The organism is Sulfitobacter sp. TMED3, assembly GCF_002167505.1.
GTDB classification, from domain to species: domain Bacteria; phylum Pseudomonadota; class Alphaproteobacteria; order Rhodobacterales; family Rhodobacteraceae; genus Sulfitobacter; species Sulfitobacter pontiacus.
Map to the genome: position 1 here is coordinate 67875 of NZ_NHBI01000017.1, position 23332 is coordinate 91206.

Below are 23332 nucleotides of genomic sequence, written 5' to 3' on the forward strand. Positions count from 1 at the left end.
GAATCGCTGCCACACNCNAAATTGCCGGATGTCTATTGATTTTTAGGCAGGTTGATCAGGTCAAAGCGTCGCAGGGGTGCATTGCGCTAAGAATAAGGGGCGCTTTCCTGTGGCAACCTCACTATACTGTGTTGCGGGATGCGGGTCCGTCTGCTACATCCGCCCTGATTTAGACGTCTTGGGTAATTTCAAGTCGCGCCAACACCCCGGTGACGCGATGTATTCGCTTATCCGGCCCTGACGTATGAGAGGATGGACGTGTCCGAAACAGCATCAATCTCTACAGGTATCGCACAACGCTATGCGACCGCCGTGTACGAGCTGGCCCAAGAGGCCAAAGCCCTTCCCCAGATCGAGAAAGATCTTGATGCGCTGCAAGCCGCATTGGCCGAAAGCGAAGATTTCCGCGATCTGATCAATTCGCCGATCTACACGCGCGAACAGCAAGCCGCGTCGATCAGTGCCATCGCCAAAAAGATGGACCTGTCCCAGACGCTCGCCAGCACGCTGGAACTGATGGCCAACAAGCGCCGTCTGTTCGTCCTGCCGCAGCTGGTNCAGAACCTGCGTGACATCATCGCCGTNGAAAAAGGCGAAGTGACTGCTGATGTGATTTCGGCCAAGGCGCTGACCAAAGCGCAGTCCGAAAAGCTGTCCAAGTCGCTCGCCGCGACNACAGGCAAAAAAGTAACGTTGAATGCGACCGTTGATGACTCCCTCATTGGCGGTCTTATCGTAAAAGTGGGCTCTAAGATGATCGACACGTCGATCCGCGCAAAGCTCAATTCCCTCCAGAATGTAATGAAAGAGGTCGGATAAATGGGTATCCAAGCTGCAGAGATTTCTGCGATCCTGAAGGACCAGATCAAGAACTTTGGTCAAGAAGCAGAAGTTGCCGAAGTTGGCCGCGTTCTGTCCGTTGGTGATGGTATCGCTCGCGTGTATGGTCTGGACAACGTCCAGGCTGGCGAGATGGTCGAATTCCCCGGCGGCATCATGGGCATGGCCCTGAACCTCGAGACAGACAACGTCGGTGTTGTTATCTTCGGTTCCGACCGCGACATCAAAGAAGGCGACACCGTCAAGCGCACCAACTCCATCGTGGACGTGCCAATCGGCAACGGNCTGCTGGGTCGTGTNGTTGACGGNCTGGGTAACCCNATCGACGGCAAAGGCCCCATCGAATCCACCGAGCGTGGCCTCGCGGACGTTAAAGCCCCCGGCATTATCCCACGGAAATCGGTNCACGAGCCAATGGCGACTGGCCTGAAATCCGTTGACGCGATGATCCCCGTTGGCCGTGGCCAGCGTGAGCTGATCATTGGTGACCGTCAGACCGGTAAAACTGCCGTTGCTCTGGACGCGATCCTGAACCAACAGCAGATCAACGACGCCGCAGGCGACGACGAGAGCAAGAAAATGTACTGCGTGTACGTTGCGATCGGCCAAAAACGTTCGACTGTTGCCCAGCTGGTTAAAAAGCTCGANGAAACAGGCGCGATTGACTATTCCATCGTTGTTGCCGCCACCGCGTCCGAGCCTGCNCCNATGCAGTACCTCGCACCATACTCCGCAACAGCTATGGCGGAATTCTTCCGCGACAACGGCCGTCACGCGCTGATCATCTATGATGACCTTTCCAAGCAAGCCGTGTCCTACCGCCAGATGTCCCTNCTGCTGCGTCGTCCGCCCGGGCGTGAAGCTTACCCAGGTGACGTTTTCTATCTCCACTCCCGTCTGCTCGAGCGTTCGGCGAAGCTGGGCGATGACGCAGGCAACGGCTCTTTGACAGCTCTGCCGATCATCGAAACCCAAGGTGGTGACGTTTCCGCGTTTATTCCAACCAACGTGATCTCGATCACCGACGGTCAGATCTTCCTGGAAACCGAATTGTTCTACCAAGGTATCCGTCCTGCTGTGAACACCGGTCTGTCGGTTTCGCGCGTTGGGTCCTCGGCTCAGACCAAAGCGATGTCTTCTGTTGCTGGTCCGGTTAAACTGTCCTTGGCTCAGTACCGCGAAATGGCGGCCTTTGCTCAGTTCGGTTCCGACCTTGATGCCTCCACTCAGCAGCTGCTGAACCGTGGTGCGCGCCTGACAGANCTGATGAAGCAGCCTCAGTACTCCCCCCTGACCAACGCGGAAATCGTCTGCGTGATCTATGCGGGTACAAACGGCTACCTCGACAAGATCGACGTCAAAGAAGTCGGCCGCTTTGAAGCGGGCCTGCTGGCGCACCTGCGCAGCAAGCACGCCGACCTGATGGCTGACATCACCAACAACGACCGCAAGGTGAAGGGTGAGCTGGAAGACAAGATCAAAGCTGCCATCGATTCTTTCGCCGCTGACTTCGCTTAAGGGAGGGAGGGCACATGCCAAACCTCAAGGACCTAAAAAACCGGATCGCGTCGGTCAAATCGACCCGCAAGATCACGAAAGCCATGCAAATGGTTGCCGCGGCGAAGCTTCGCCGCGCGCAGGAAGCTGCCGAGCAGTCCCGCCCCTACACAGAGCGTTTTAACGCTGTGATGTCGCGGTTGGCTGCATCGGTAGGTGGGTCTGACACCGCCCCCAAGCTGCTGAGCGGCACGGGGTCGGATCAGGTNCACCTGTTGGTTGTCATGACCGCNGAACGTGGCCTGTGCGGTGGCTTTAACGCCAACATCGCCAAGCTTGCCAAAGCCCATGCCCGTGGCCTTATCGCCAAGGGTAAGGAGGTCAAGATTTTGACCGTTGGCAAGAAAGGCCGCGACAGCATCCGTCGTGACTTTGGCGACCTTTTGGTCGGTCACGTTGACCTCAGCGANGTCAAGCGCCTTGGCTATGCCGATGCGCAGGGGATCGCCAAGGACGTACTTGGCCGTTTTGACGCGGGTGAATATGACATCGCCACGATCTTNTATTCGAAGTTCGTGAACGTCGTCAGCCAGATCCCGACGGCACAGCAGATCATCCCGGCGACCTTCGAAGAGACCGAAGGCGCGGACGAGGCGACGACACTGTTCGACTACGAGCCCAGCGAAGAGGCCATCCTGGCCGACCTGCTGCCGCGCGGCGTTGCAACGGCGATCTTCTCGGCTCTGCTGGAAAACGCGGCCTCTGAACAGGGTGCCCGGATGTCGGCAATGGACAACGCNACACGGAACGCCGGTGACATGATCGAAGATCTGACNATCGAGTATAACCGTTCGCGTCAGGCCGTCATCACCAACGAGCTGATCGAAATCATTTCCGGCGCGGAAGCGCTGTAGGACAAATCGGAGAAACGACATGGCAAATGCAGTCGGCAAAATCACACAAGTCATCGGCGCCGTCGTCGATGTGCAGTTCGAGGATCACCTGCCAGAGATCCTCAACGCTGTTGTAACTGAAAACCACGGCAAGAAACTGATCCTCGAAGTGGCTCAGCACCTTGGCGAAAACACCGTGCGTACCATCGCGATGGACGCGACCGAAGGTCTGGTTCGCGGCCAGCGCGTCGAAGACACAGATGCGCCAATCTCGATCCCAGTGGGCAACGCCACATTGGGCCGCATCATGAACGTTGTTGGCGAAGCCATCGACGAAAAAGGCGACATCCAATCGGCCGAGCGTCGCTCGATCCACGCGGATGCGCCCGAATTCGCGGAACAGTCGACCACATCCGAAGTGCTGGAAACAGGCATCAAGGTAATCGACCTTTTGGCACCTTACGCCAAGGGTGGTAAAATTGGTCTGTTCGGTGGTGCCGGTGTTGGTAAAACCGTTCTGATCATGGAACTGATCAACAACATCGCCAAAGTGCACTCCGGTTATTCGGTTTTCGCGGGCGTTGGTGAACGTACCCGTGAAGGGAACGACCTGTACCACGAGATGATCGAATCCAACGTTATCAACCCTGATGATCTGGAAAAATCGCAGGTTGCGCTGGTGTACGGCCAAATGAACGAGCCTCCCGGAGCGCGTATGCGCGTTGCTCTGACCGGTCTGACACTGGCCGAACAGTTCCGCGACCAATCCGGTACCGACGTTCTGTTCTTCGTCGACAACATCTTCCGCTTTACCCAAGCCGGTTCCGAGGTTTCGGCTCTGCTGGGTCGTATTCCTTCGGCCGTGGGCTACCAGCCAACACTGGCGACCGACATGGGTGCGATGCAAGAACGTATTACATCGACCAAATCCGGTTCGATTACATCGGTTCAGGCCGTTTACGTTCCTGCGGATGACCTTACCGACCCCGCGCCTGCGACATCCTTTGCGCACCTTGACGCGACAACCGTTCTGGACCGTTCGATCTCTGAAAAGGGTATCTACCCTGCTGTTGATCCGCTCGGCTCCACATCGCGTCTGATGGACCCATCCATCGTTGGCGAAGAGCATTACAACGTGGCACGTGACGTTCAGGGTATCCTGCAACGCTACAAGTCGCTGCAGGACATCATCGCGATTCTCGGCATGGACGAACTGTCGGAAGACGACAAACTGACCGTTGCCCGTGCGCGTAAGATCGAACGCTTCCTGAGCCAGCCTTTCGACGTTGCGAAAGTGTTCACCGGCTCCGACGGTAAGCAGGTTCCACTGGAAGAGACAATCACCTCCTTCAAGGCGGTTGTTGCCGGTGAATACGATCACCTGCCCGAAGGTGCCTTCTACATGGTTGGCGGCATCGAAGAAGTGAAAGCGAAAGCTGAAAAAATGGCGGCAGACGCCGCTTAAGGAGCGCTGAAAATGGCAGACACAATGCAATTCGACCTCGTTTCGCCCGAGCGGCGGCTGGCCTCGATGCAGGTGACGGCCGTTCAGATTCCGGGTGCGGACGGGGACATGACAGCCATGTCTGATCATGCCCCCACCATCACCACGCTGCGCCCCGGTGTGCTGCGTGTTGAAGGCCCGGAAGGCACTGCTGAGTATGTGGTAACCGGCGGCTTTGCCGAGATTTCATCCGAAGGCGTATCGGTTCTGGCCGAACGCGCGGTGTCCAAGGGTGATATGACCCAAGAGCATCTGGACGAAATGATCGCCGAAGCCAAAGCCATGTACACAACGGCAAAAGAGGGTTTCGTGAATGAACCTGGCCCCGTAGACGACGCAGCCAAGCTGCTGTCCGACATGGTCGCCATGGGGGACGAAATCGGCTTGTCGAGCAAGCAACCCAGCCTCTGACGTTTCCTTGCCCGTTTTGATGGAAAGGCCCTGCATCCGCGGGGCCTTTTCTATTTGTTAACCTTAACTTATGGTTGTCAGATTGTAGCGGTAGGACGAGTTGGGGCAGGCCATCACCATGAAAAGAATGAACGCAANCAGCGTTGGTATCGATAGCGGAGAGACGGTGTTGTTCTCCGATTTTCAGGATGGTGGCGAGATGTGGACGGGNNAGGGCCAGCGCGAGCGGCGCAACCATATCACCTTTTCCACGCCATACCGCGATATCCCCACGGTACACGCCTCGCTTGCGCTGTGGGACGTGGATAACGCCACGGTCATGCGCGCGGATCTGCGATCAGAGAATGTGACGACGGAAGGTTTTGAACTGGTGTTCCGCACCTGGGGCGATACGCGTATCGCGCGCGTCAGGGCGTCTTGGATGGCCATCGGGCCGTTGCCGCAGCAAGACGACTGGGAGCTTTAAGCAGCGCCCCCAGCCGTTGTTTCAGGGGCGCTTAGCCGGGTTTGTACATGCCGTCGTAGATCGGCTCTAGCGTATCGGCGTCGAACAGGGACGAGACCGAAGTGCCGTTCCAGATGTTCAGGATCGCCTGCGCAAAGATCGGCGCTGTAGGCACGATCCGGATGTTTGTAGCTTGCTTGACGGCGGGCGTCGGCGCGATGCTGTCCGTGATGACCAGCGATTTCATCACCGAATTGCTAACGCGTTCGACCGCAGGGCCGGACATAACGCCGTGGCTGATGTAGGAGTGGACTTCCTTCGCGCCGTTCTCCATCAGCACTTCGGCCGCTTTGCACAGGGTGCCGGCGGTGTCACAAATGTCGTCCACGATCAGGCAGACTTTGTCGGTCACATCGCCGATCACGGTCATCTCTGCNATCTCGCCGGGCTTTTCGCGGCGCTTGTCCACGATGGCGAGGGGGGAGTTGATGCGCTTCGCCAGTTCGCGTGCGCGGGCCACGCCGCCNACATCCGGAGAGATGACCATCAGCTCGTCCATGCGGCCCTTGAATTCGTTCTNNATGTCCAGCGCNAAAACGGGGGAGGCATAGAGGTTGTCGACNGGGATATCGAAGAAACCNTGGATCTGTGCGGCGTGCAGGTCCATCGTCAGGATACGCTCAATNCCGCTGCCGACCATCATNTTCGCGACCATCTTGGCGGTGATCGGCGTGCGTGCCTTGGTGCGGCGGTCCTGACGGGCATAGCCGAAATAGGGCAGAACAGCCGTGACACGCGCCGCAGAGGACCGGCGCAGCGCGTCGGCCATGACCAGCANTTCCATCAGGTTGTCATTGGCNGGGTTCGACGTTGGCTGGATGATGAACATATCCTCGCCGCGGACGTTTTCGTAAACNTCCACAAAGATTTCGCCGTCATTGAACCGTTCGACCCGTGCGTCGACCAGCCCTACGTTGACCCCCCGATGCAGCGACATCCGCCGTGCGATGGCTTTGGCCAACGGCATGTTCGCGTTACCTGAGATCAGTTTGGGTTCGGTGGTTTGAGCCATGTGCAAAGGGTCCCTGGATGCAGAACATGTGACAGAATCGTGACGTTGACACCGCTTAGCATGGCCTTACGGTCTGGCAAAGCTGCACAGCCCTGATCGGAGACCCCAAATGCCCCATATCGACTATTTTTTTGCGACACTTTCACCATATGCCTATCTGGCGGGAAACCGGCTTGAGGAAATCGCCGCCAAACACGGGGCGACGATCANCTATAAACCTTTCGATCTGATTACCGCTTTCGGGCGCACGGGNGGGCANCCTCCAAAAGATCGACATCCGTCGCGGCAAGAGTATCGCGCGATTGAACTGCCGCGTCAGGCCAAGAANCTGGGNATGCCGTTCAACCTCAAACCCGCGCATTGGCCCACCAACGGCGCGCCGTCTTCGTACGCCATTATCGCAGCGCAGAACGAAGGCGGCGACGTAGGCAAGCTGTGCCAGCTGATCATGANNGCCGTCTGGGCCGAGGAACGCGATATTGCCGAAGATGCGGTCGTGCGCGACTGTCTTGAAAAAGCGGGCTTTGACCCCGCGCTGGCCGATAAAGGCTTGCTGCAGGGGGCTGATACCTACGCGCGCAATCTGGAAGAGGCGGTCGAAAAGGGCGTCTTTGGCGCGCCATTCTATATTCTGGACGACGCCCACAAGTTCTGGGGTCAGGACCGGCTTGAAGANCTTGACCTNGTGATGGCAGGTAAACTGTGAGTTCAGGTTTATATACACGGCAATTCGGGCATGGTCCGCGGCANGCNCTGGCTGTTCACTGCACGCTTGCCCATTCCGGCGCGTGGCGCGGCGTGGGCGAGGCGTTAGCGGATGAGCTGACGCTGCTNTGNCCCGATCTGCCCTCCCACGGGAAATCCGCCGATTGGGACGGGCAGGGGGATCTCCATGCCCGGGCGACCGATCTGGTGCGGGANCTGGTGACCGAACCGATTGATATTATCGGCCATTCTTTTGGCGCGACNATCGGCTTGCGGATTGCCATCGAGAACCCCGAACTGGTGNGNAGCCTGACGATGATNGAACCGGTCTATTTNGCGGCGGCNCTNGCTGACGATCCGGCACGGGTGGCGGCCGCGGATCGCAACTCCGNCGGGTTCGATGCGGCTTTTGACGCGGGCGACCGGATGGAGGCCGCGCGCATCTTCAACACNGGCTGGGGCGATGGCAGCGGATGGGAACAGACGCCGGAAAAGCTGCGCCAGTATATGGCTGACCGNATCCATTATGTGCCCGCNAGCCAGCCGTTNTTGCGNGACGANAATGCCGGGCTGCTAGANCCGGGCAAGTTNGCCCGCGCCGCGATGCCGGTNCTGTTGATGGANGGGGGCACATCGGCGGATATGGTAGATGCGATCAGCACGTCCATCGCCCGCCGTTTGCCNAATGNGACACGCAAGGCGATNGANGGGGCGGGGCACATGGCNCCGATCACGCACCCGCAGGCCGTNGCCGCTGAAATCCGCANCTTTCTCGAAACNGTATAGCCGTCAGAAATACGATAGGAACTGGTCGATCGCCTCTGTGCCGATCGACCAGTCACAGACCAGCCGCGCNGATAANGGCTCATTCGGGTCGTCGCCCTCTAACGGGCCATCCATGACATAGTATTTCGCCCCCGCATCATGCAGCTTCTGGTGGATGCGGCGGGGCCATTTGGCAAAGATCATATTGGCGTCGGGTTTATGCAGCANCGTTGCCCCTGCGGNGCGCAAACCNTCNGCCAGATGGCGNGCGTTGTCATTGGCCNNGGCGGCGGNCGTCTTCCACAAATCATCCTGCATATAGNCCGCCATCTGCGCAGACAGGAACCGGTGNTTGGAAAACAGATGCGCCCCGCGTTTGCGCCGCAGCTCGAACTCCCAAGCCTTGGCGGGGTCGAAGAANANCACCGCCTCGACACCCATGCAACCGTTCTTGGTGCCGCCAAAGCTGACGACATCGACGCCCGCTNTCCACGTCATCTCTGCCGGGGTGCAGCCCAGGGCAACCAGCGCATTGGCAAAGCGCGCCCCGTCCANATGCACNGGCAGGTCATAGCTTTTGGCAACAGCGGTGAGGGCGTTCAGCTCTTCCNGCGAGTGGACCGAGCCCCGTTCGGTCACCTGCGTGATCGACACNGGCCCGCGCTGCGCGCCATGTACATTGCCCTCGGGGTGTTTCTCGATCGCCTTTGTCAGCGCCTCTGGCGTCATCTTGTCGTCGGTTTCAACCACGGTCAGCTTTGCGGCACCGGCATAGAACTCGGGCGCGTTACATTCGTCTTCGTGGATATGCGAGGTGACGGAGCAAAAGATCGTCTGCCACGGCTGGGTGTAGCACGCCAGCGCGAGCGCATTGGCAGCGGTGCCGGTTGCGACCAGATAGACCGCGGCCTCGGGTGCCTCGAACGCGGTGCGGATCGCGTCGCGGACTTCGTCCATGATGGGATCATTGCCATAGGGCATCGCGTGTCCGGTGTTTGCCTGAGCCAGACGGTTCATGATCTGGGGGTGAACAGGGCCCGCGTTGTCAGAGGCAAAAAACATCAGGTTGGCTCCTCGATGATGTGGTCTTCCCATTCCTCGAACGGGGTGTCGAATTCCGAGACGGTGTTATNCTGCACCGAGATTCCCGCGCGNTGCACGCTATCAGGGTCACCGCTGATCAGCGGGTGCCAGTCGTACAGCGGCTTGCCCTGCCACAGCAGCCGATAGGCGCAGGTNAGCGGCATCCAATAGGCGTGNGTATCCAGATTTTCGGGCTTCAGAACGATGCAGTCGGGCACGAATTGGTGCCGGTTCTCGTAGTGGCTNCACCGGCAGGNCGCATCATCCAGCAGGCGGCAGGCCACGCGGGTCAGGGCGACTTCTTCGGTNTCTTCGTCTTCAAGCTTGTTCAGNCAGCATTTTCCGCANCCGTCACACAGCGCTTCCCATTCGTCTTGCGACATCTTGGTNAGCGGCTTCTTTTCCCAGAACCGTTTGGCAAGACCTTTGGCGGCAATCGGNTCGGTCATAGCGCGGCCAGAATGCTGCGGGCCTGCGCGCTGTCGGCATCCATCTGGGTGATCAAGGCGTCAAGATTGTCGAATTTTTCCTCGCCGCGCAGGTGGTCGACCAGCGCGACCGAGACATGCTTGCCGTAGAGATCGCCTTTGAAGTCGAAGATGAATGTCTCGAGGTTGGCCTTGTTCTCGCCGAACATNGGGCGCACGCCAAGGCTGGCAACGCCGTGGTAGCGCCCTGCCTGCGGCCCTTCAAGCACATCGACAAGCACNGCATAGACACCAAAGGCNGGCGGNTGCAGCCCGTCGATCGACATATTCGCCGTCGGGTAGCCCAGTTCGCGCCCGCGCTTTTCACCGTGCAGGATCGGGCCTTCAACNCGGTGCCAATGGCCCAGCATCGCGGCGGCNTCGCGGGGGCGTGCCTCTGTCAGCGCGTTGCGGATCGCNGTCGAAGACACGGTATCGGGGCCCTTCGCCATCAGCGGCGCGATGGTCACGCCGAACCCCATCTCGGCACCGAAGGCCTGCAGCTGTTCAGCGGTGCCCGCGCGCGCCTTGCCAAAGCGGAAGTCCGCACCCACGACCACATGGCGCAGGCCCAGACCATCAACGATCACCTCCTGCGCAAAGGCGCGGGGGCTGAGGCCGGACAGAGCGGCATCGAACCCCAGCTCATACAGCTTGTCGACGCCGATCTTTTGCAACTGGTGCGCGCGCGCCTCTGCGCCCATCAGGCGGAAGGGCGGGGCGTCGGGGGCGAAATATTCGCGGGGGTGTGGCTCGAATGTGACCACGCCCAAGGGCGCGTCGGGCAGGGCGGCNCGNGCCATGTCGATGACCGACCGATGCCCCAGATGCACCCCGTCGAAATTGCCAATAGCGGCGGTCGCCCCCTGATCGGAAGCGGATACAAATTGATAGTCGCGAATGATTTCCATGCGCTTGGTGGTAGCCCCCTCTGCCGGTGCTGACAAGCAGCGGGGCGGGTCACGGTNCCGAAAAACCGCAGCGTTGTGGGNCGGGCGCTGGCGGGAGGGCTATCGTCAGTCGAACTTGCGCGACGGGGCCAGAACGGTTGCTTCGCCAATCAGGACNTTTTTGCCCTCAATCGCACAGTGGCAATCCAGTTTCACACGGCGCTTGTCGAATTCGATATTGGTGACCTTCACCTCGGCATAGACCAGATCGCCGGGGCGCACGGGGGCCAGAAACTTGAGCGACTGCGCCATGTAGACGGTGCCATGCCCCGGCANCTGCTCTCCGATCACGGCAGAGATCAGGCCCGCAGTCAGCATGCCGTGGGCGATCCGNCCNTCAAAGATCGTGTCCTGCGCNTAGGCGTCGTCCAGATGTACCGGATTNCGATCAGTGGACACTTGCGCGAACATCTCGATGTCTTCGTCGGTGATGACCTTGCGCAGATAGCGCGTCATGCCGATTTCGATATCTTCAATACAGATCGTTCCACGGGGCAGATTATCCAACATGCCAGCCCTTTCAGTAATAAAGTGACGCCAGTTTTATCCAGTGTGAAACTTAATTACTTTGCAAGCGCAGAAACGCAAGGAAAAAGTAGGTCAGCGTAGGTGTCCAATTGTGTAGGTCGGAGCCGATGTTTCCTTTTCCANATAACGGNTTAGCGCCTCGGGATCGGGCTGGGTCTGCGTTTCGGTTTCCCGCGCGGCCAGACCGCCAGAGATGAAAAGCGAATNGATATCCTCGCCCATGGCCCCTTTGACATCGGTATGGATGCCGTCGCCGATGGCGAGAATGCCATTGTCGGTGATGTCCTTGTCCAANGCGTAGAGCTTGCGGCGGGCCAGNTCATAAATCGGCGGNTGCGGCTTGCCGAAATACAGGCTTTCCCCGCCCATCTCGGTATAAAGCGCCGCGACAGCACCGGCGCACCATTCGCGCACATCGCCACGGTCCACCACGATATCGGGGTTCGCGCAAAGCAGCTTNAGCCCCTTTTGCTTGGCATAAAGAAGTTGCGGGCGCAGCACGGAGGGGTCTTCGGANGGATCGAANGGGCCGGTGCAAACGATGCCCTCGGCGTCTTCCAGATCAACCCGCTGGATATCAACGGGATCATCAAGCACGTCGCTGGGATCAAAGAAGTGCTTGTCCGTGGGCGGGCCAAGGTGCCAGACCTGCGTGCCCACCATGCCGCGATACATCGCCGTGCGCGCAGAATCGCCCGAGGTGGCGATATCGTCCCACGCATCATCCGGTACGCCGAAATGCGCCAGTTGTTTGATCACGCCGTCGCGGGGGCGGGGGGAGTTTGTGACGAGCACCACCTTGCCGCCGCCGTTGCGATAGGCTTGCAGCGCGGTGACCGCATCCGGCAGCGCCTTGACCCCGTCGTGGACGCAGCCCCAAAGGTCGACGAACAAGGCGTCATAGCGGTCAGAGATTTCGAAAAGGTTATTGATAATCTGGGTCATGGGCCGCTTTCCAATCTGCAAGAGCTTTGCACCGCAGAAAGCACACATCCCCCCGCGGGGCAACTGGGCAGCGCAACAGGTCCGCGCCGTGATGCGCGTCAGAGCCGCGCCAAACCGTCCGCGATTTCGCCCGCGATGGCGGCGGCATCCACCCCCTCACGTTCCGCCGAGACGCGCAGCCCCAGCACATCGGACTGGTAGCGCCGCGCCAGACTGCGCGGATCGTGATCAGCGCTGATGTCACCGGCGGCTTGGGCTTGGGCAAACAGCTCTGCGAACATCTGCTCCATCTTCAGCAGATGGGCGTTTGCCTTTTGCGCCAGCGGGTGACGGTGGGCTTGTAGTTCAAGCAGGGTTTTCGACAGCATGCAGGCTTTGGCCGGTGCGGTGTCATTCGAAATCACCATGCGGGGGAATTTTTGCAGCGCGGGCAGGGGGCCTTCGTTACGGGCAAGCGTCTTCATCCGCTCTGACCCGTCGGCGGCGTAGCGATCAAGCGCAAGTTCGAACAGCGCATCCTTTGACCCGAACGCTGCATAGAAGCTGCCCGGCTTCATCTTGAGGCTCGCTTCCAGGTCCTTCAGCGACGTGCCCGCCCACCCCCGTTGCCAGAACAGATCGCGGGCGCGTTCGATCAGATCTTCACGGTCATAGCTGGGTTTGCGGGGCATGGGATCACCTTTTCTTGAATGATTGCTCAATTATATACTTGAGTGATCGCTCAATAAACCCTAAATGTACTTTAGCGAAACATTTACAGGAGCTTTTCCATGTCCTTCCCCTCTCACGATCTTGATACCGCACCCGAAGCCTCCAAGCCGCTGCTTGAGCAGTCGCAAAAAGCCTTTGGCCGTCTGCCCGGTTTGCACAAGGTTCTGGCCGAAAGCCCACAGGCTTACGAAGGCTATCAGGTGCTGCACAAGCTGTTCACCGAAACCGATTTTGATGCGGAAGAGCTGACTGTTGTCTGGCAGGCGATCAACGTCGAGAACGAATGCCACTACTGCGTCCCCGCGCACACAGGTATCGCCAAGATGATGAAGGTATCGGACGAAATCTCTGACGCGCTGCGCAACGAAACCGCGCTGCCGACACCCAAGCTGGAAGCNCTGCGCACCTTTACCGTCCAGATGTTNCGCCAGCGNGGCAACGTGTCTGACGATCAGATGAAAGCGTTCTTNGACGCGGGCTATGGCCACCGNGCGGTGNTGGATGTGATCCTTGGGATGGCGCAGAAAACCATGTCNAACTACGTGAACCACGTCGCGCAGACNCCCGTCGACGACGTGTTCAAGCCGCTGGCATGGGAGCGCGGCGATACCCCTTTGAAGGTATAAGCCCNTCGCGCTTCGGCGCGGCGNTGAAATGANAAAAGCCCCCCTGATCTCAGGGGGGNTTTTGCGTTTGTGCCCCCGCCAAGNANGGGGCCNGNTAGGTCCGTTTAGACTTTGATGTTCGGGATGATCTGCTTTTTACGGCTCATCACACCGGGCAGGACAACGCTGTCACCGGTGACGGTCGCGCCAAAGCTTTTCTCTGCCACNGACTTGGTAAAGTCGTTGGGGATCAGCATGGTGGCTTCTTCGTTCAGGATGTCGACNACGAANAGCAANACCTGATCGGCCCCGTCTTCTGTGGCAACGCCGGGCATTGCAGCCATCAGCGCGTCTTTGCGGTTCAGCACGGCTGCGGGCGATGTGGTTTCCAGAACGGAGACGCGGAATTTCTTGCCGTCGACTTCGTANTCTTTCGAATCCATGCGCAGCAGCTCTGCNTCGGANAAGGACGAGACGTCGGATTTCGCCGCAAACATCTGCGCCGCNTATTCNGCGATGTCGACACCCAGATCCTTGGCCAGCGCGTGGGCGATGGCGGTGTCTTCTTGCGTTGTGGTCGGGCTGCGGAATTCCAGCGTGTCGGACAGGATGCAGGTCAGCATCGCGCCTTTGATATTGGTGGGCATCTGCGCNATGTCATCACCGATCATNTTGTACATGATCGTCGCGGTGCAGGCGAGCGTCTCCATCACGATGTTGACGGGGCCTTTGGTTTCAAGCCCGCCCACCAGACGGTGGTGGTCGATGATGGCGGTGATGTCCGCGTCATTGATGCTGGCGGGCAGNTCGGCAGGNTTGTTGGTGTCAACGATCACAACGGGCTGGTCGGCTTGCACGTCGTCGATGATCTGCGGCTTGTCCAGCTTCCAGTGGTCCAGCATGAACAGCGCTTCGGTGTTGGGCTCGCCCAGCAGNGCGGGNGCGGCGTCGACGCCTTTGATTTCATTCAGGTACCATGCCCAGATGATCGGGCTGCCGGTGCTGTCTGTGTCGGGGGATTTATGGCCAAAAACAAGCGTTGTCATAGGAATGTCCTGCAGTGGGAGAGTGTTGATTTGCGCGCCTTATATGGTTGGTTGGCGCAGTTGTCACCACCTGCCTGATAGCCGCGGCTTTGGGGTTCTCAGCAGCGGGGCAAAGCTGGTAGCACTGCACCCATGACAAACCCGCGCGAAACCGACCTTTACCCGCCGATCAAATCCTTTCTCGAGGATCAGGGCTATGTCGTGAAGTCAGAGGTGGGGGCTGCCGATGTCGTGGCCGTTCGCGGGGCAGAGCCGCCGGTGGTGGTAGAGCTGAAGCTGGGCTTTAGCCTCGCGCTGTTTCATCAATGTATCGCGCGTCTGTCGGTCAGCGATGATGTCTATCTGGCGGTCGCCCGTCAGCCGGGCAAACGTTTTGCCAAGGCGGTCAAGGACAACACNGCNCTGGCGCGGCGTTTGGGGTTGGGGTTGATCACCGTGCGGCTGNAGGATGGTCTGGTCGAGGTGCATTGCGATCCGGGCCCTTATGCGCCGCGCAAAANCGCCAAGCGGCAGGCACGGCTGCTGCGTGAATTCGCACGGCGTCAGGGNGACCCGAATGACGGCGGGCAGACGCGGGCAGGGCTGGTCACCGCCTATCGGCAGGATGCGCTGAAGCTCGCGATGTACCTATTCGAGGCAGGGGCCAGCAAAGGTGCCCATGTCGCGCGCGAAACCCAGGTTCAGCGGGCAACCGCCATGATGCGCGACAATCACTACGGATGGTTTGAAAAGATCGANACAGGCATATACGGCCTGACCCCGACAGGTGCCGAAGCCGTTTCCGCCGCGGGGCGGGTGNTCGGGTCGGACTAGCNTGCNCGGGCNACGGGGCAAGTTGGCTAAAATTTTTCAAATTACCGTGGTTGACTAGGGCCGTGCACATCCTTAGCTATCCCTCGTTAGCACTCGCAAGGGCTGAGTGCTAATGGCTGCACCCCTCGACCGGAGGGGCGGCTTGGGAGAATAACTTTGAGCCTTAAGGAGCTGAAAGATGGCATTTAAACCGCTGCATGACCGTGTGCTGGTGCGCCGCACCGAAAGCGAAGAAAAAACCAAGGGTGGCTTGATCATCCCTGATTCCGCAAAAGAAAAACCCTCCGAGGGTGAAGTTGTTTCTTGTGGCGAAGGCGCGCGCAAGGACAGCGGTGAGCTGATCGCAATGGCTGTAAAAGCCGGCGACAAGGTTCTGTTCGGCAAATGGTCCGGCACAGAAGTCACCCTGGACGGCGAAGAACTGCTGATGATGAAAGAAAGCGACATCATGGGGATCCTGTCCTGAGCTCAGGCAGACCGGGGCCTAGCGCCTCACCCAAGATACGCTGACATCAACCCAAGATTTTAGGAGAGACACTATGTCTGCTAAGGACGTAAAATTCGGGACCGACGCCCGTAACAAGATGCTTAAGGGTGTGAACATCCTTGCCGATGCCGTNAAAGTCACACTGGGCCCCAAAGGCCGTAACGTTGTGCTGGACAAATCCTTTGGCGCGCCTCGCATCACCAAAGACGGTGTATCCGTAGCGAAAGAAATCGAACTGGAAGACAAGTTCGAAAACATGGGCGCACAGATGGTCAAGGAAGTTGCTTCCCGGACCAACGACGAAGCGGGTGACGGTACAACAACCGCAACCGTTCTGGCCCAAGCCATCGTTAAAGAAGGCATGAAATCGGTTGCCGCTGGCATGAACCCGATGGACCTGAAGCGCGGCATCGACATGGCGACCACCACTGTCGTCGAAGCGATCAAAGCAGCAGCGCGCCCTGTCAACGACAGCGACGAAGTTGCCCAAGTCGGCACCATCTCTGCAAACGGCGAGAAAGAAATCGGCCGTCAGATCGCGGACGCGATGCAGAAAGTCGGCAACGAAGGTGTGATCACCGTCGAAGAGAACAAAGGCCTGGAAACAGAGACCGATGTTGTTGAAGGCATGCAGTTCGACCGCGGTTACCTGTCCCCTTACTTCGTCACCAACTCCGACAAGATGACTGTCGAGCTGGAAGACGCGATTATCCTGCTGCACGAGAAAAAACTGTCCTCGCTGCAGCCAATGGTTCCCCTGCTTGAGCAAGTGATCCAGTCGCAAAAACCACTGCTGATCATCTCCGAAGATGTTGAAGGCGAAGCGCTGGCAACTCTGGTTGTCAACAAACTGCGCGGCGGCCTGAAAATCGCAGCGGTCAAAGCACCTGGTTTCGGCGATCGCCGCAAAGCCATGCTGCAAGACCTTGCGATCCTGACAGGCGGTCAAGTGATCTCCGAAGATCTGGGCATGAAGCTCGAGTCCGTTACAATGGACATGCTGGGTTCGGCCAAGAAAGTCACCATCACCAAAGACGAAACAACAATCGTTGACGGCGCTGGCGAGAAGGCNGAGATNGAAGCACGTGTTGCTCAGATCCGTAACCAGATCGAAGAAACCACATCCGACTACGACAAAGAGAAGCTGCAAGAACGCGTTGCCAAACTGGCAGGCGGTGTTGCCGTGATCCGCGTTGGCGGCATGTCCGAAGTTGAAGTTAAAGAGCGCAAAGACCGCGTTGATGATGCCNTGAACGCGACACGTGCCGCTGTTCAAGAAGGTATCGTTGTTGGTGGTGGTGTTGCACTGGTNCAAGCGGGCAAAAAGCTCGAAGGGCTGACAGGCGACAACGCNGACCAGAACGTTGGTATCGGCATCGTCCGCAANGCGCTCGAAGCGCCTCTGCGTCAGATCGCTGANAACGCTGGTGTTGACGGTTCCGTAGTGGCCGGCAAAATCCGCGAAAGCGACGACCTGAAGTTCGGCTTCAACGCTCAGACCGAAGAATATGGCGACATGTTCAAATTCGGTGTTATCGACCCTGCCAAAGTTGTGCGTACAGCGCTGCAAGACGCGGCATCCGTTGCTGGTCTGCTGATCACAACCGAAGCCATGGTTGCCGACAAACCGTCGAAAGACGGCGGCGCAGCCGGCGGCATGCCCGACATGGGNGGCATGGGCGGCATGGGCGGCATGATGTAAATCACGCCGCGGGGGCGATCACGCCCTTGTGCTGACAGAATGAAGGGGCGCATCACCANATGCGCCCCTTTTTCGTGGTACGTCGCGCGTCGGTAGCCTAAGCAGTCGCCATGCGTATNTTCTTGCTCACCGCCCTTGTGATGGTCGCCTTCGCGGCCAACTCTGTCCTGACCCGCTTTGCCATTGCNGGCGGGCATATTGACCCCACCGGATTTGCCGTTGTGCGGGTGTTGTCAGGGGCGGTGCTCTTGGCGCTGCTGGTCGTGCTGCGCGGCGGGCGGGTGCCCTTGCTGCGACGTCAACAGGGGCTGGGGGCGGTCACGCTGGCNATCTATATCATCGGTTTCTCGCTCGCCTATCTNACGCTGGACGCAGGGTTGGGCGCGCTGATCCTGTTCGGTGTGGTNCAGATCGCCATGTTCGCCCATGGTGCGCTGTTCGGCGTGACACCGACACCGCGCAAGCTGTTNGGGGCGGGGGTGGCCTTTGCCGGATTGGTGCTGGTGCTCTGGCCGTCGCAAGGCGTGGCGGTTGACCCATTGGGAGCCGTATTGATGATCGCCGCAGGGCTCGGCTGGGCCGCCTATACGATCATTGGCCGTGGTGCGTCNGACCCGCTGGCAGGCAGCGCGGGGAACTTTGTGATCTGNACGCCCTTGGTCGCTATCCTGCTGCTGGTGCAGCCGACATTCTACACCCCCACGGGCATTGCGCTTGGCGTGGTCTGCGGGGCCGTCACNTCGGGCCTCGGATACGCGCTGTGGTATGCGGTGCTGCCAAGGCTGGCGCAGGCGACGGCGGCGGTGGTGCAACTGTCAGTGCCGGTCATCGCGATTCTTGCCGGTGCGCTTTTGCTGGCAGAGCCTTTGGGCGCAAAGGTGNTCATTGCCACNGCGCTGGTGCTTGGCGGGATCGGGCTGGCGGTCAGCGCACGATCGGCTCCAGCGGGTCGTAGCTGATCGGGTCGTAGCTGATCGGGTCGTTGCCAAAGGCGACCTGCGCCAGACTGTCCGGCTTGACCCGCAGNCCGCGCATCTCGTCGGGGGTGACCCAGCGGCGGTCGGTCACGATCCTTTCGGCGTCCTGCCACGCGGGGTCCACATCGGCAGAGCCGGTCACCGTGCAGCGAAAGTAGATATCCACCTGATGGAAATCCCCCTCGGGGTCGTGGAATTCATTCACCANGCAGGGCACCCCCACGGCGATCTNCAGGCCGGTTTCCTCAAACACCTCNCGGANCAGATTGTCGGGCAGGGCGCTGCCGCGTTCTACCCCGCCACCGGGCGCGCACATCAGGTCGCTTTTGCCATCGGGATAGGCGTTGACCAGCAGCAAGCGGCCNTCATGGACCAACACGGCACGAACCGCCAAACGCGGGCTATTTTCCGCCATCTTACCCTCAATCTCGCNGCGCATGCGTCAAAGCATTTCACATGCGGCGTTTTCAGTCTATTTGACCCTAGCTATGAAAACACTGGTCACAATCANTTTCTCGCTTGGCGTGCTGTCGGGNNTNGCACAGGCGCAAGCGNCNCTTTCCANNGCCGGANAGGGGCGNTGCGTGGTGCTGTTGCACGGGCTCGCCCGGACCGAGACCTCCTTTGCCGTGATGGAGGCCGCGCTCGAGACCGAGGGCTACACCGTGGTGCGCCCCGGCTACCCGTCAACCACCGCCCCCGTCGAAGAGCTGACCCGCCGCACCTTGCCCGACGCAGTCGCGGCCTGCGGGACGCAAAAAGTTGATTTTGTGACCCATTCCATGGGCGGTATCCTTCTGCGGCAATGGGTTGCCGAAACAGGCGATGCGCGTATCGGCCGCGTCGTCATGCTGGCCCCGCCCAATCACGGCAGCGAGGTCGTGGACACGCTGGGTGATCTTGCCGCCTTTGACTGGATGAACGGTCCCGCAGGGGCGCAGATGGGGACGGGTGAAAACTCCCTCCCGCTGCGGTTGCCTCCGGTTACCTTTGATCTGGGCGTGATCGCGGGGACGCAATCGCTGAACCCCTATTTCTCGTCGCTGCTGCCGGGGCGCGATGATGGCAAAGTGTCCGTCCAATCCGCGCGGGTCGACGGGATGCGCGATTTCCTGATGCTGCCGGTGACACATACGTTCATGATGATGAACCCGACGGTGATTGCGCAGACGATGACCTATCTGGACACAGGGAAATTCGACCGGTCGCTGGGGTTTGTGGACGCGGTGCTGGATTCAATCGGCTGCCCCGATGGGGCCTGCTTGCCGGGACAAAAGGCTAACGATGCTGAACGTTGAATTTACGGGGGCGCACGTCCTGGGCGCGGATGCGCTTGAGCCCCGCCCGCTGGCGGTTGCGCAGGGGCTGATTACCGATGTGGCGCAAGCCACGCGCGTTGATCTTGACGGGTACATGATCGTGCCGGGGATCGTCGATGTGCATGGGGACGGGTTCGAACGGCACCTCGCCCCCCGCCGCGGTGCGATGAAAACCATGCAAGAGGGGCTGGTCGCCGCCGAGGCAGAGCTGGCCGCCAATGGCATCACCACCGCCGTGCTGGCGCAGTTCATCAGCTGGGAAGGCGGCTTGCGCGGCTATGAATTTGCCGAACAGGTCTTTGGCGCGATCCAGCAGGTGTCGGATACGTTGGTTACGGACCTGCGCGGACAGCTCCGGCTCGAGACGCATCTGCTGGACCTCTACGCCGATCTGCCGCAGCGCATGCAGGACTGGGGGCTGTCCTATGTCGTGTTCAACGACCATCTGCCGCACGACCGGCTGGCGAAGGGGCAGGTGCCCAAACGCATGGTAGGGCAAGCGCTGAAGGCAGGGCGCAACCCGGACGACCATCTGCGGATGATGCAAGACCTGCACGCCCAAAGCGCGGATGTCCCCGGCGCGCTGGACTGGCTGTGCAAGGTGCTGGCGGCGCGGGGCATCCAGATGGGCAGCCATGATGACACCACCGCCGAAGGGCGCGCCCTATGGCGCAAGCGTGGCGTGCGCGTCGCCGAGTTCCCCGAGACGCAGGAGGCAGCCGAAGCCGCAGCGGCGGCGGGGGATCATGTGGTGCTGGGGTCGCCCAATGTGGTGCGCGGCGGGTCGCACAACGGCAATGTTTCCGCGCTTGACCTGATTTCGATGGGAATCGGCGGGGCGCTTGCCTCTGACTACCATTACCCGTCGCCACGACGCGCGGCCTTCATGCTGGCGGATCGTGGCGTATTGCCCTTGGCGCAGGCGTGGCACTTGGTGTCGGCAGGGCCCGCGGCGGTGCTGGGGCTGTCGGATCGGGGCGTGATCGCCACCGGAAAGCGGGCTGATCTACTGGTGCTCGACGCGCAGACGCGCCGTGTGGCCCTGACGATGTCGGGCGGGCGCGTCAGCTATATGTCCGGTGATATTGCCGCGCGGTTCCTAGGCTAGGCCCGCGCGGATAGCGCCCTAGCTGGGCCGTTTGACGATGTTCACATGGCCCATCTTACGGCCCGGTTTGACGTCGGCCTTGCCGTACAGATGCAGCGCTGTGTCGCGCTGTTTCGCCAGCTCGGGCACGCGGTCCATATCGTCGCCGATCAAGTTCTCCATCACCACATCTGCATAGCGGCTGCCGTCGCCCAAGGGCCATCCCGCCACGGCACGGATGTGCTGTTCGAACTGGTCCACCGCACAGCCGTTCTGCGTCCAATGGCCAGAGTTGTGCACCCGTGGCGCGATCTCGTTCACGATGAACCCTTGCGGCGTGACAAAAAGCTCGACCCCCAGCACGCCGACATAATCCAGTGCATTCAAAATCTTGGCGGCCAGCAGTACCGCATCCATGCGCTGTGCGGCGCTTAGCCGGGCAGGGACGGTAGTGGTGTGCAGGATGCCATCGCGGTGCACATTCTCACCGGGATCGAAACAGGCAACCTCGCCCGAGGGGCTGCGCGCGGCGATCACGGACACCTCGGCGGTGAAGTTCACAAAGCCTTCCAGCACCGCAGGATTGCCAGCCATATCCGCCAAGGCACCCGCCGCATCATCTGCGCTGCGCAGACGCGACTGGCCCTTTCCGTCATAGCCGAAGCGACGGGTTTTCAGGATCGACGGCGCGCCGATGGTCGTCATCGCGGCCTCCAGATCGGAGGCATTGGCGATATCGGCAAAGGGCGCGACAGTCAGGCCCAAACCTTCGAGGAACTGTTTCTCCACCAGACGGTCCTGACTGGTGCGCAGCGCCTCGCGGTTGGGACGGATGGGGGTGATGTTTTCGATCACATCCAGCGCATCTGTCGGGATGTTTTCAAACTCGAAGGTGACAATATCAACCGACTTGGCAAAGGCGGTCAGCGCGTCGACGTCATCATAGCCAGCGGTGGTCAGCGCATGGGCGACATCACCTGCAGGCGGGTTGGCACCGGGTTCAAAGATATGCGTNCGAAACCCCAGACGTGCGGCGGCAACGGNCAGCATGCGCCCCAATTGCCCGCCGCCCAAAATCCCGATGGTGGCCCCTGTCTTCANTGCTTCAGTCATCCGAAGGCTCCTCTGGGATAGACGCGCTNAGCGCNTCGCGCCAAGCGTCAAGACGGGTGGCAAGGGNAGGGTCTTGGAGGGCCAGAATGCCCGCCGCCATCAACGCGGCATTCGCGGCACCTGCNGCACCGATCGCCATCGTCGCGACCGGAAAGCCNCGGGGCATCTGCACNATAGAATAAAGCGAATCCACACCCGACAGCGCCTTGGTCTGCACCGGNACGCCGATCACCGGCACGCGGGTCTTGGACGCCATCATGCCGGGCAAATGCGCAGCACCNCCCGCACCGGCGATGATCACCTGCAGGCCNCGGTCGGCGGCGGTTTTCCCATAGCTCCACAACCGGTCGGGAGTGCGGTGTGCCGATACGATCTTGGCCTCATAAGCGATACCAAGTTCATCCAGCAGCGTCGCTGCNTCGCGCATCGTGGCCCAATCGGACTGCGAGCCCATGATGATGCCGACAGGTGGATTTTCCATGAAAAGGGGCCTTTGCTAGAGCGTATAAGAAGCGCGCACTATAGCCATGATCGCCCGCGTGGCAATCCGCTGGCGGGCGCTGTCAGGCGGTAATATCGGGGGTCAGCCGGTCTTCGATCTGGGCAATCAGGTCTTTCAGGCGCAGCTTGCGTTTTTTCAGCCGCTGCAGCGTCAGCTGATCGCCNGTCCCCTTGTCGACCAGCGCCTGAATGGCATCGTCCAGATCGCGATGCTCGCGGCGAAACACCTCAAGCTCGACACGCAGGACATCGTCATTCTTCATCGACAGGTCGGAGGGAGGATTCATAGGTTTGGCTGATTCTTGCTATATCTAGGCCTGCGAATATAGGCGGTTGCAATTCAAAGGCATAGCCCTTGCGTCCTGCCCCCATGGCCCCCATATTTGATGCAGGTCGCCGAATACGGGGCCGGATGACTGACTGTCGCTTATCTTAAAGGACGTGTCTTATGACGAAATTAACGCTGGCTTCCTACCCGCATATGCTGGGTTTCGAGCAGTTGGAACGGGTGATGGAACGTACGGCGAAGGCCGGAAACGAAGGCTATCCACCGTTCAACATTGAACAAACATCGGACTATAGCTACCGCATTACGCTTGCGGTTGCAGGTTTTGCGGAACAAGATCTCTCTATAACCGTTGAGGATAGACAGCTTGTGATCCGTGGCCGTCAGGTCGACACGCAAGAAGACCGAATCTTTTTGCACCGCGGGATCGCCGCACGCCAGTTNCAACGATCCTTCGTACTGGCCGACGGTGTAGANGTTGGCGAAGCGCTGATNGAAAACGGCCTGCTACACGTCGATCTCACCCGCGCGAAGCCCGAAAAGGTCGTTCAGACCATCAAGATCAGAAAAGGGGAATAAA

General features: G+C 59.8%; 28 protein-coding genes. 16 read left to right on the plus strand and 12 right to left on the minus strand.

Features of this window, described 5'->3' with window-relative positions:
- Positions 1–258 precede the first annotated feature (258 nt).
- The 6 genes from CBB63_RS05165 to CBB63_RS05190 all read left to right on the plus strand — a co-directional run bounded on the left by CBB63_RS05165 (position 259) and on the right by CBB63_RS05190 (position 5611).
- Complete coding sequence (locus CBB63_RS05165) at positions 259–819, plus strand: F0F1 ATP synthase subunit delta (RefSeq protein WP_174226613.1); 561 nt, start codon at positions 259–261, stop codon at positions 817–819.
- Entirely contained in the window at positions 820–2358 is a 1539-nt protein-coding gene (atpA, locus tag CBB63_RS05170; protein WP_286698387.1) for a F0F1 ATP synthase subunit alpha, read from the plus strand.
- A gap of 14 nt (positions 2359–2372) precedes the next feature.
- Complete coding sequence (locus CBB63_RS05175) at positions 2373–3251, plus strand: F0F1 ATP synthase subunit gamma (protein WP_286698388.1); 879 nt, start codon at positions 2373–2375, stop codon at positions 3249–3251.
- A gap of 19 nt (positions 3252–3270) precedes the next feature.
- Positions 3271–4695 carry a F0F1 ATP synthase subunit beta gene (atpD, locus tag CBB63_RS05180; protein WP_009825206.1) on the plus strand — a complete coding sequence of 475 codons (1425 nt, stop codon included), beginning with the start codon at positions 3271–3273 and terminating at the stop codon, positions 4693–4695.
- A 12-nt stretch (positions 4696–4707) separates the two neighbouring features.
- The gene (locus tag CBB63_RS05185) at positions 4708–5145 is read left to right on the plus strand and encodes a F0F1 ATP synthase subunit epsilon (RefSeq protein WP_286698389.1); all 438 of its coding nucleotides are present in this window, start codon (positions 4708–4710) and stop codon (positions 5143–5145) included.
- A gap of 127 nt (positions 5146–5272) precedes the next feature.
- Positions 5273–5611: an H-type lectin domain-containing protein gene (locus tag CBB63_RS05190; RefSeq protein WP_286698461.1), complete on the plus strand. Its 339-nt coding sequence runs from the start codon at positions 5273–5275 to the stop codon at positions 5609–5611.
- Positions 5612–5642: 31 nt separating this feature from the next.
- Here CBB63_RS05190 and CBB63_RS05195 read toward each other — a convergent pair whose 3' ends face one another.
- Complete coding sequence (locus CBB63_RS05195; protein WP_286698390.1) at positions 5643–6662, minus strand: ribose-phosphate pyrophosphokinase; 1020 nt, start codon at positions 6660–6662, stop codon at positions 5643–5645.
- Between the two features lie 109 nt (positions 6663–6771).
- Between CBB63_RS05195 and CBB63_RS05200 the strand changes: the two genes are divergently transcribed.
- Both CBB63_RS05200 and CBB63_RS05205 read left to right on the plus strand, forming a co-directional pair.
- A complete protein-coding gene (locus CBB63_RS05200; RefSeq protein ID WP_286698391.1) occupies positions 6772–7368 on the plus strand; it encodes a 2-hydroxychromene-2-carboxylate isomerase in 597 nt (198 codons plus the stop codon).
- On the plus strand, positions 7365–8153 hold the full coding sequence (locus tag CBB63_RS05205) for an alpha/beta fold hydrolase (RefSeq protein ID WP_286698392.1): 789 nt from the start codon (positions 7365–7367) through the stop codon (positions 8151–8153). Before CBB63_RS05200 ends, CBB63_RS05205 begins: the two co-directional genes overlap by 4 nt.
- A 3-nt stretch (positions 8154–8156) precedes the next feature.
- Here the strand turns inward: CBB63_RS05205 and CBB63_RS05210 are convergent, their stop codons facing one another.
- From CBB63_RS05210 to CBB63_RS05235, 6 genes are all read right to left on the minus strand, one after another.
- Positions 8157–9194, minus strand: coding sequence for a threonine aldolase family protein (locus tag CBB63_RS05210; RefSeq protein WP_286698393.1), 1038 nt, complete (start codon positions 9192–9194; stop codon positions 8157–8159).
- Positions 9194–9664 (minus strand): YcgN family cysteine cluster protein, encoded by a 471-nt coding sequence (locus tag CBB63_RS05215; RefSeq protein ID WP_286698394.1) that lies wholly within the window; start codon positions 9662–9664, stop codon positions 9194–9196. Before CBB63_RS05215 ends, CBB63_RS05210 begins: the two co-directional genes overlap by 1 nt.
- On the minus strand, positions 9661–10593 hold the full coding sequence (locus tag CBB63_RS05220; protein ID WP_286698395.1) for a bifunctional riboflavin kinase/FAD synthetase: 933 nt from the start codon (positions 10591–10593) through the stop codon (positions 9661–9663). The genes CBB63_RS05215 and CBB63_RS05220 overlap by 4 nt, the downstream gene beginning before the upstream one ends.
- A gap of 105 nt (positions 10594–10698) precedes the next feature.
- Entirely contained in the window at positions 10699–11142 is a 444-nt protein-coding gene (locus CBB63_RS05225) for a MaoC family dehydratase (protein WP_286698396.1), read from the minus strand.
- Between the two features lie 90 nt (positions 11143–11232).
- The gene (locus CBB63_RS05230; protein WP_286698397.1) at positions 11233–12105 is read right to left on the minus strand and encodes a TIGR01459 family HAD-type hydrolase; all 873 of its coding nucleotides are present in this window, start codon (positions 12103–12105) and stop codon (positions 11233–11235) included.
- 98 nt (positions 12106–12203) lie between these two features.
- Positions 12204–12776 carry a TetR/AcrR family transcriptional regulator gene (locus CBB63_RS05235; RefSeq protein WP_286698398.1) on the minus strand — a complete coding sequence of 191 codons (573 nt, stop codon included), beginning with the start codon at positions 12774–12776 and terminating at the stop codon, positions 12204–12206.
- Between the two features lie 99 nt (positions 12777–12875).
- Between CBB63_RS05235 and CBB63_RS05240 the strand changes: the two genes are divergently transcribed.
- Positions 12876–13442, plus strand: coding sequence for a carboxymuconolactone decarboxylase family protein (locus tag CBB63_RS05240; RefSeq protein WP_286698399.1), 567 nt, complete (start codon positions 12876–12878; stop codon positions 13440–13442).
- Between the two features lie 104 nt (positions 13443–13546).
- Here CBB63_RS05240 and CBB63_RS05245 read toward each other — a convergent pair whose 3' ends face one another.
- On the minus strand, positions 13547–14467 hold the full coding sequence (locus CBB63_RS05245) for a manganese-dependent inorganic pyrophosphatase (protein WP_286698400.1): 921 nt from the start codon (positions 14465–14467) through the stop codon (positions 13547–13549).
- 132 nt (positions 14468–14599) lie between these two features.
- Here CBB63_RS05245 and CBB63_RS05250 point away from each other — a divergent pair, with 132 nt between their 5' ends.
- From CBB63_RS05250 to CBB63_RS05265, 4 genes are all read left to right on the plus strand, one after another.
- A complete protein-coding gene (locus CBB63_RS05250; RefSeq protein WP_286698401.1) occupies positions 14600–15280 on the plus strand; it encodes a DUF2161 domain-containing phosphodiesterase in 681 nt (226 codons plus the stop codon).
- 178 nt (positions 15281–15458) lie between these two features.
- Positions 15459–15746: a co-chaperone GroES gene (locus CBB63_RS05255; RefSeq protein ID WP_005849542.1), complete on the plus strand. Its 288-nt coding sequence runs from the start codon at positions 15459–15461 to the stop codon at positions 15744–15746.
- A 73-nt stretch (positions 15747–15819) separates the two neighbouring features.
- Positions 15820–17469 carry a chaperonin GroEL gene (groL, locus tag CBB63_RS05260; protein ID WP_286698402.1) on the plus strand — a complete coding sequence of 550 codons (1650 nt, stop codon included), beginning with the start codon at positions 15820–15822 and terminating at the stop codon, positions 17467–17469.
- A gap of 110 nt (positions 17470–17579) precedes the next feature.
- Positions 17580–18428, plus strand: coding sequence for a DMT family transporter (locus CBB63_RS05265; protein WP_286698403.1), 849 nt, complete (start codon positions 17580–17582; stop codon positions 18426–18428).
- Here the strand turns inward: CBB63_RS05265 and CBB63_RS05270 are convergent.
- Positions 18394–18885, minus strand: coding sequence for an NUDIX domain-containing protein (locus tag CBB63_RS05270; RefSeq protein WP_286698404.1), 492 nt, complete (start codon positions 18883–18885; stop codon positions 18394–18396). The two genes, CBB63_RS05265 and CBB63_RS05270, sit on opposite strands and share 35 nt — an antisense overlap.
- 49 nt (positions 18886–18934) lie before the next feature.
- On the opposite strand from CBB63_RS05270, the gene CBB63_RS05275 reads away from it, so the two are divergent.
- Together CBB63_RS05275 and CBB63_RS05280 are read left to right on the plus strand one after the other, a co-directional pair.
- Positions 18935–19744: an esterase/lipase family protein gene (locus tag CBB63_RS05275; RefSeq protein WP_286698405.1), complete on the plus strand. Its 810-nt coding sequence runs from the start codon at positions 18935–18937 to the stop codon at positions 19742–19744.
- Entirely contained in the window at positions 19731–20873 is a 1143-nt protein-coding gene (locus tag CBB63_RS05280; RefSeq protein ID WP_286698406.1) for an alpha-D-ribose 1-methylphosphonate 5-triphosphate diphosphatase, read from the plus strand. Before CBB63_RS05275 ends, CBB63_RS05280 begins: the two co-directional genes overlap by 14 nt.
- A gap of 18 nt (positions 20874–20891) precedes the next feature.
- Here CBB63_RS05280 and CBB63_RS05285 read toward each other — a convergent pair whose 3' ends face one another.
- The 3 genes from CBB63_RS05285 to CBB63_RS05295 form a co-directional block, all read right to left on the minus strand.
- Positions 20892–21965, minus strand: coding sequence for a 5-(carboxyamino)imidazole ribonucleotide synthase (locus tag CBB63_RS05285; RefSeq protein ID WP_286698407.1), 1074 nt, complete (start codon positions 21963–21965; stop codon positions 20892–20894).
- Positions 21958–22446 (minus strand): 5-(carboxyamino)imidazole ribonucleotide mutase, encoded by a 489-nt coding sequence (gene purE, locus CBB63_RS05290; RefSeq protein WP_286698408.1) that lies wholly within the window; start codon positions 22444–22446, stop codon positions 21958–21960. The genes CBB63_RS05285 and purE overlap by 8 nt, the downstream gene beginning before the upstream one ends.
- A gap of 82 nt (positions 22447–22528) precedes the next feature.
- Positions 22529–22753: a YdcH family protein gene (locus tag CBB63_RS05295; RefSeq protein ID WP_005849528.1), complete on the minus strand. Its 225-nt coding sequence runs from the start codon at positions 22751–22753 to the stop codon at positions 22529–22531.
- A gap of 161 nt (positions 22754–22914) precedes the next feature.
- Here CBB63_RS05295 and CBB63_RS05300 point away from each other — a divergent pair, with 161 nt between their 5' ends.
- Positions 22915–23331, plus strand: a complete 417-nt coding sequence (locus CBB63_RS05300; protein WP_286698409.1) for an Hsp20 family protein — start codon at positions 22915–22917, stop codon at positions 23329–23331.
- The last annotated feature ends 1 nt before the right edge of the window (position 23332 follow it).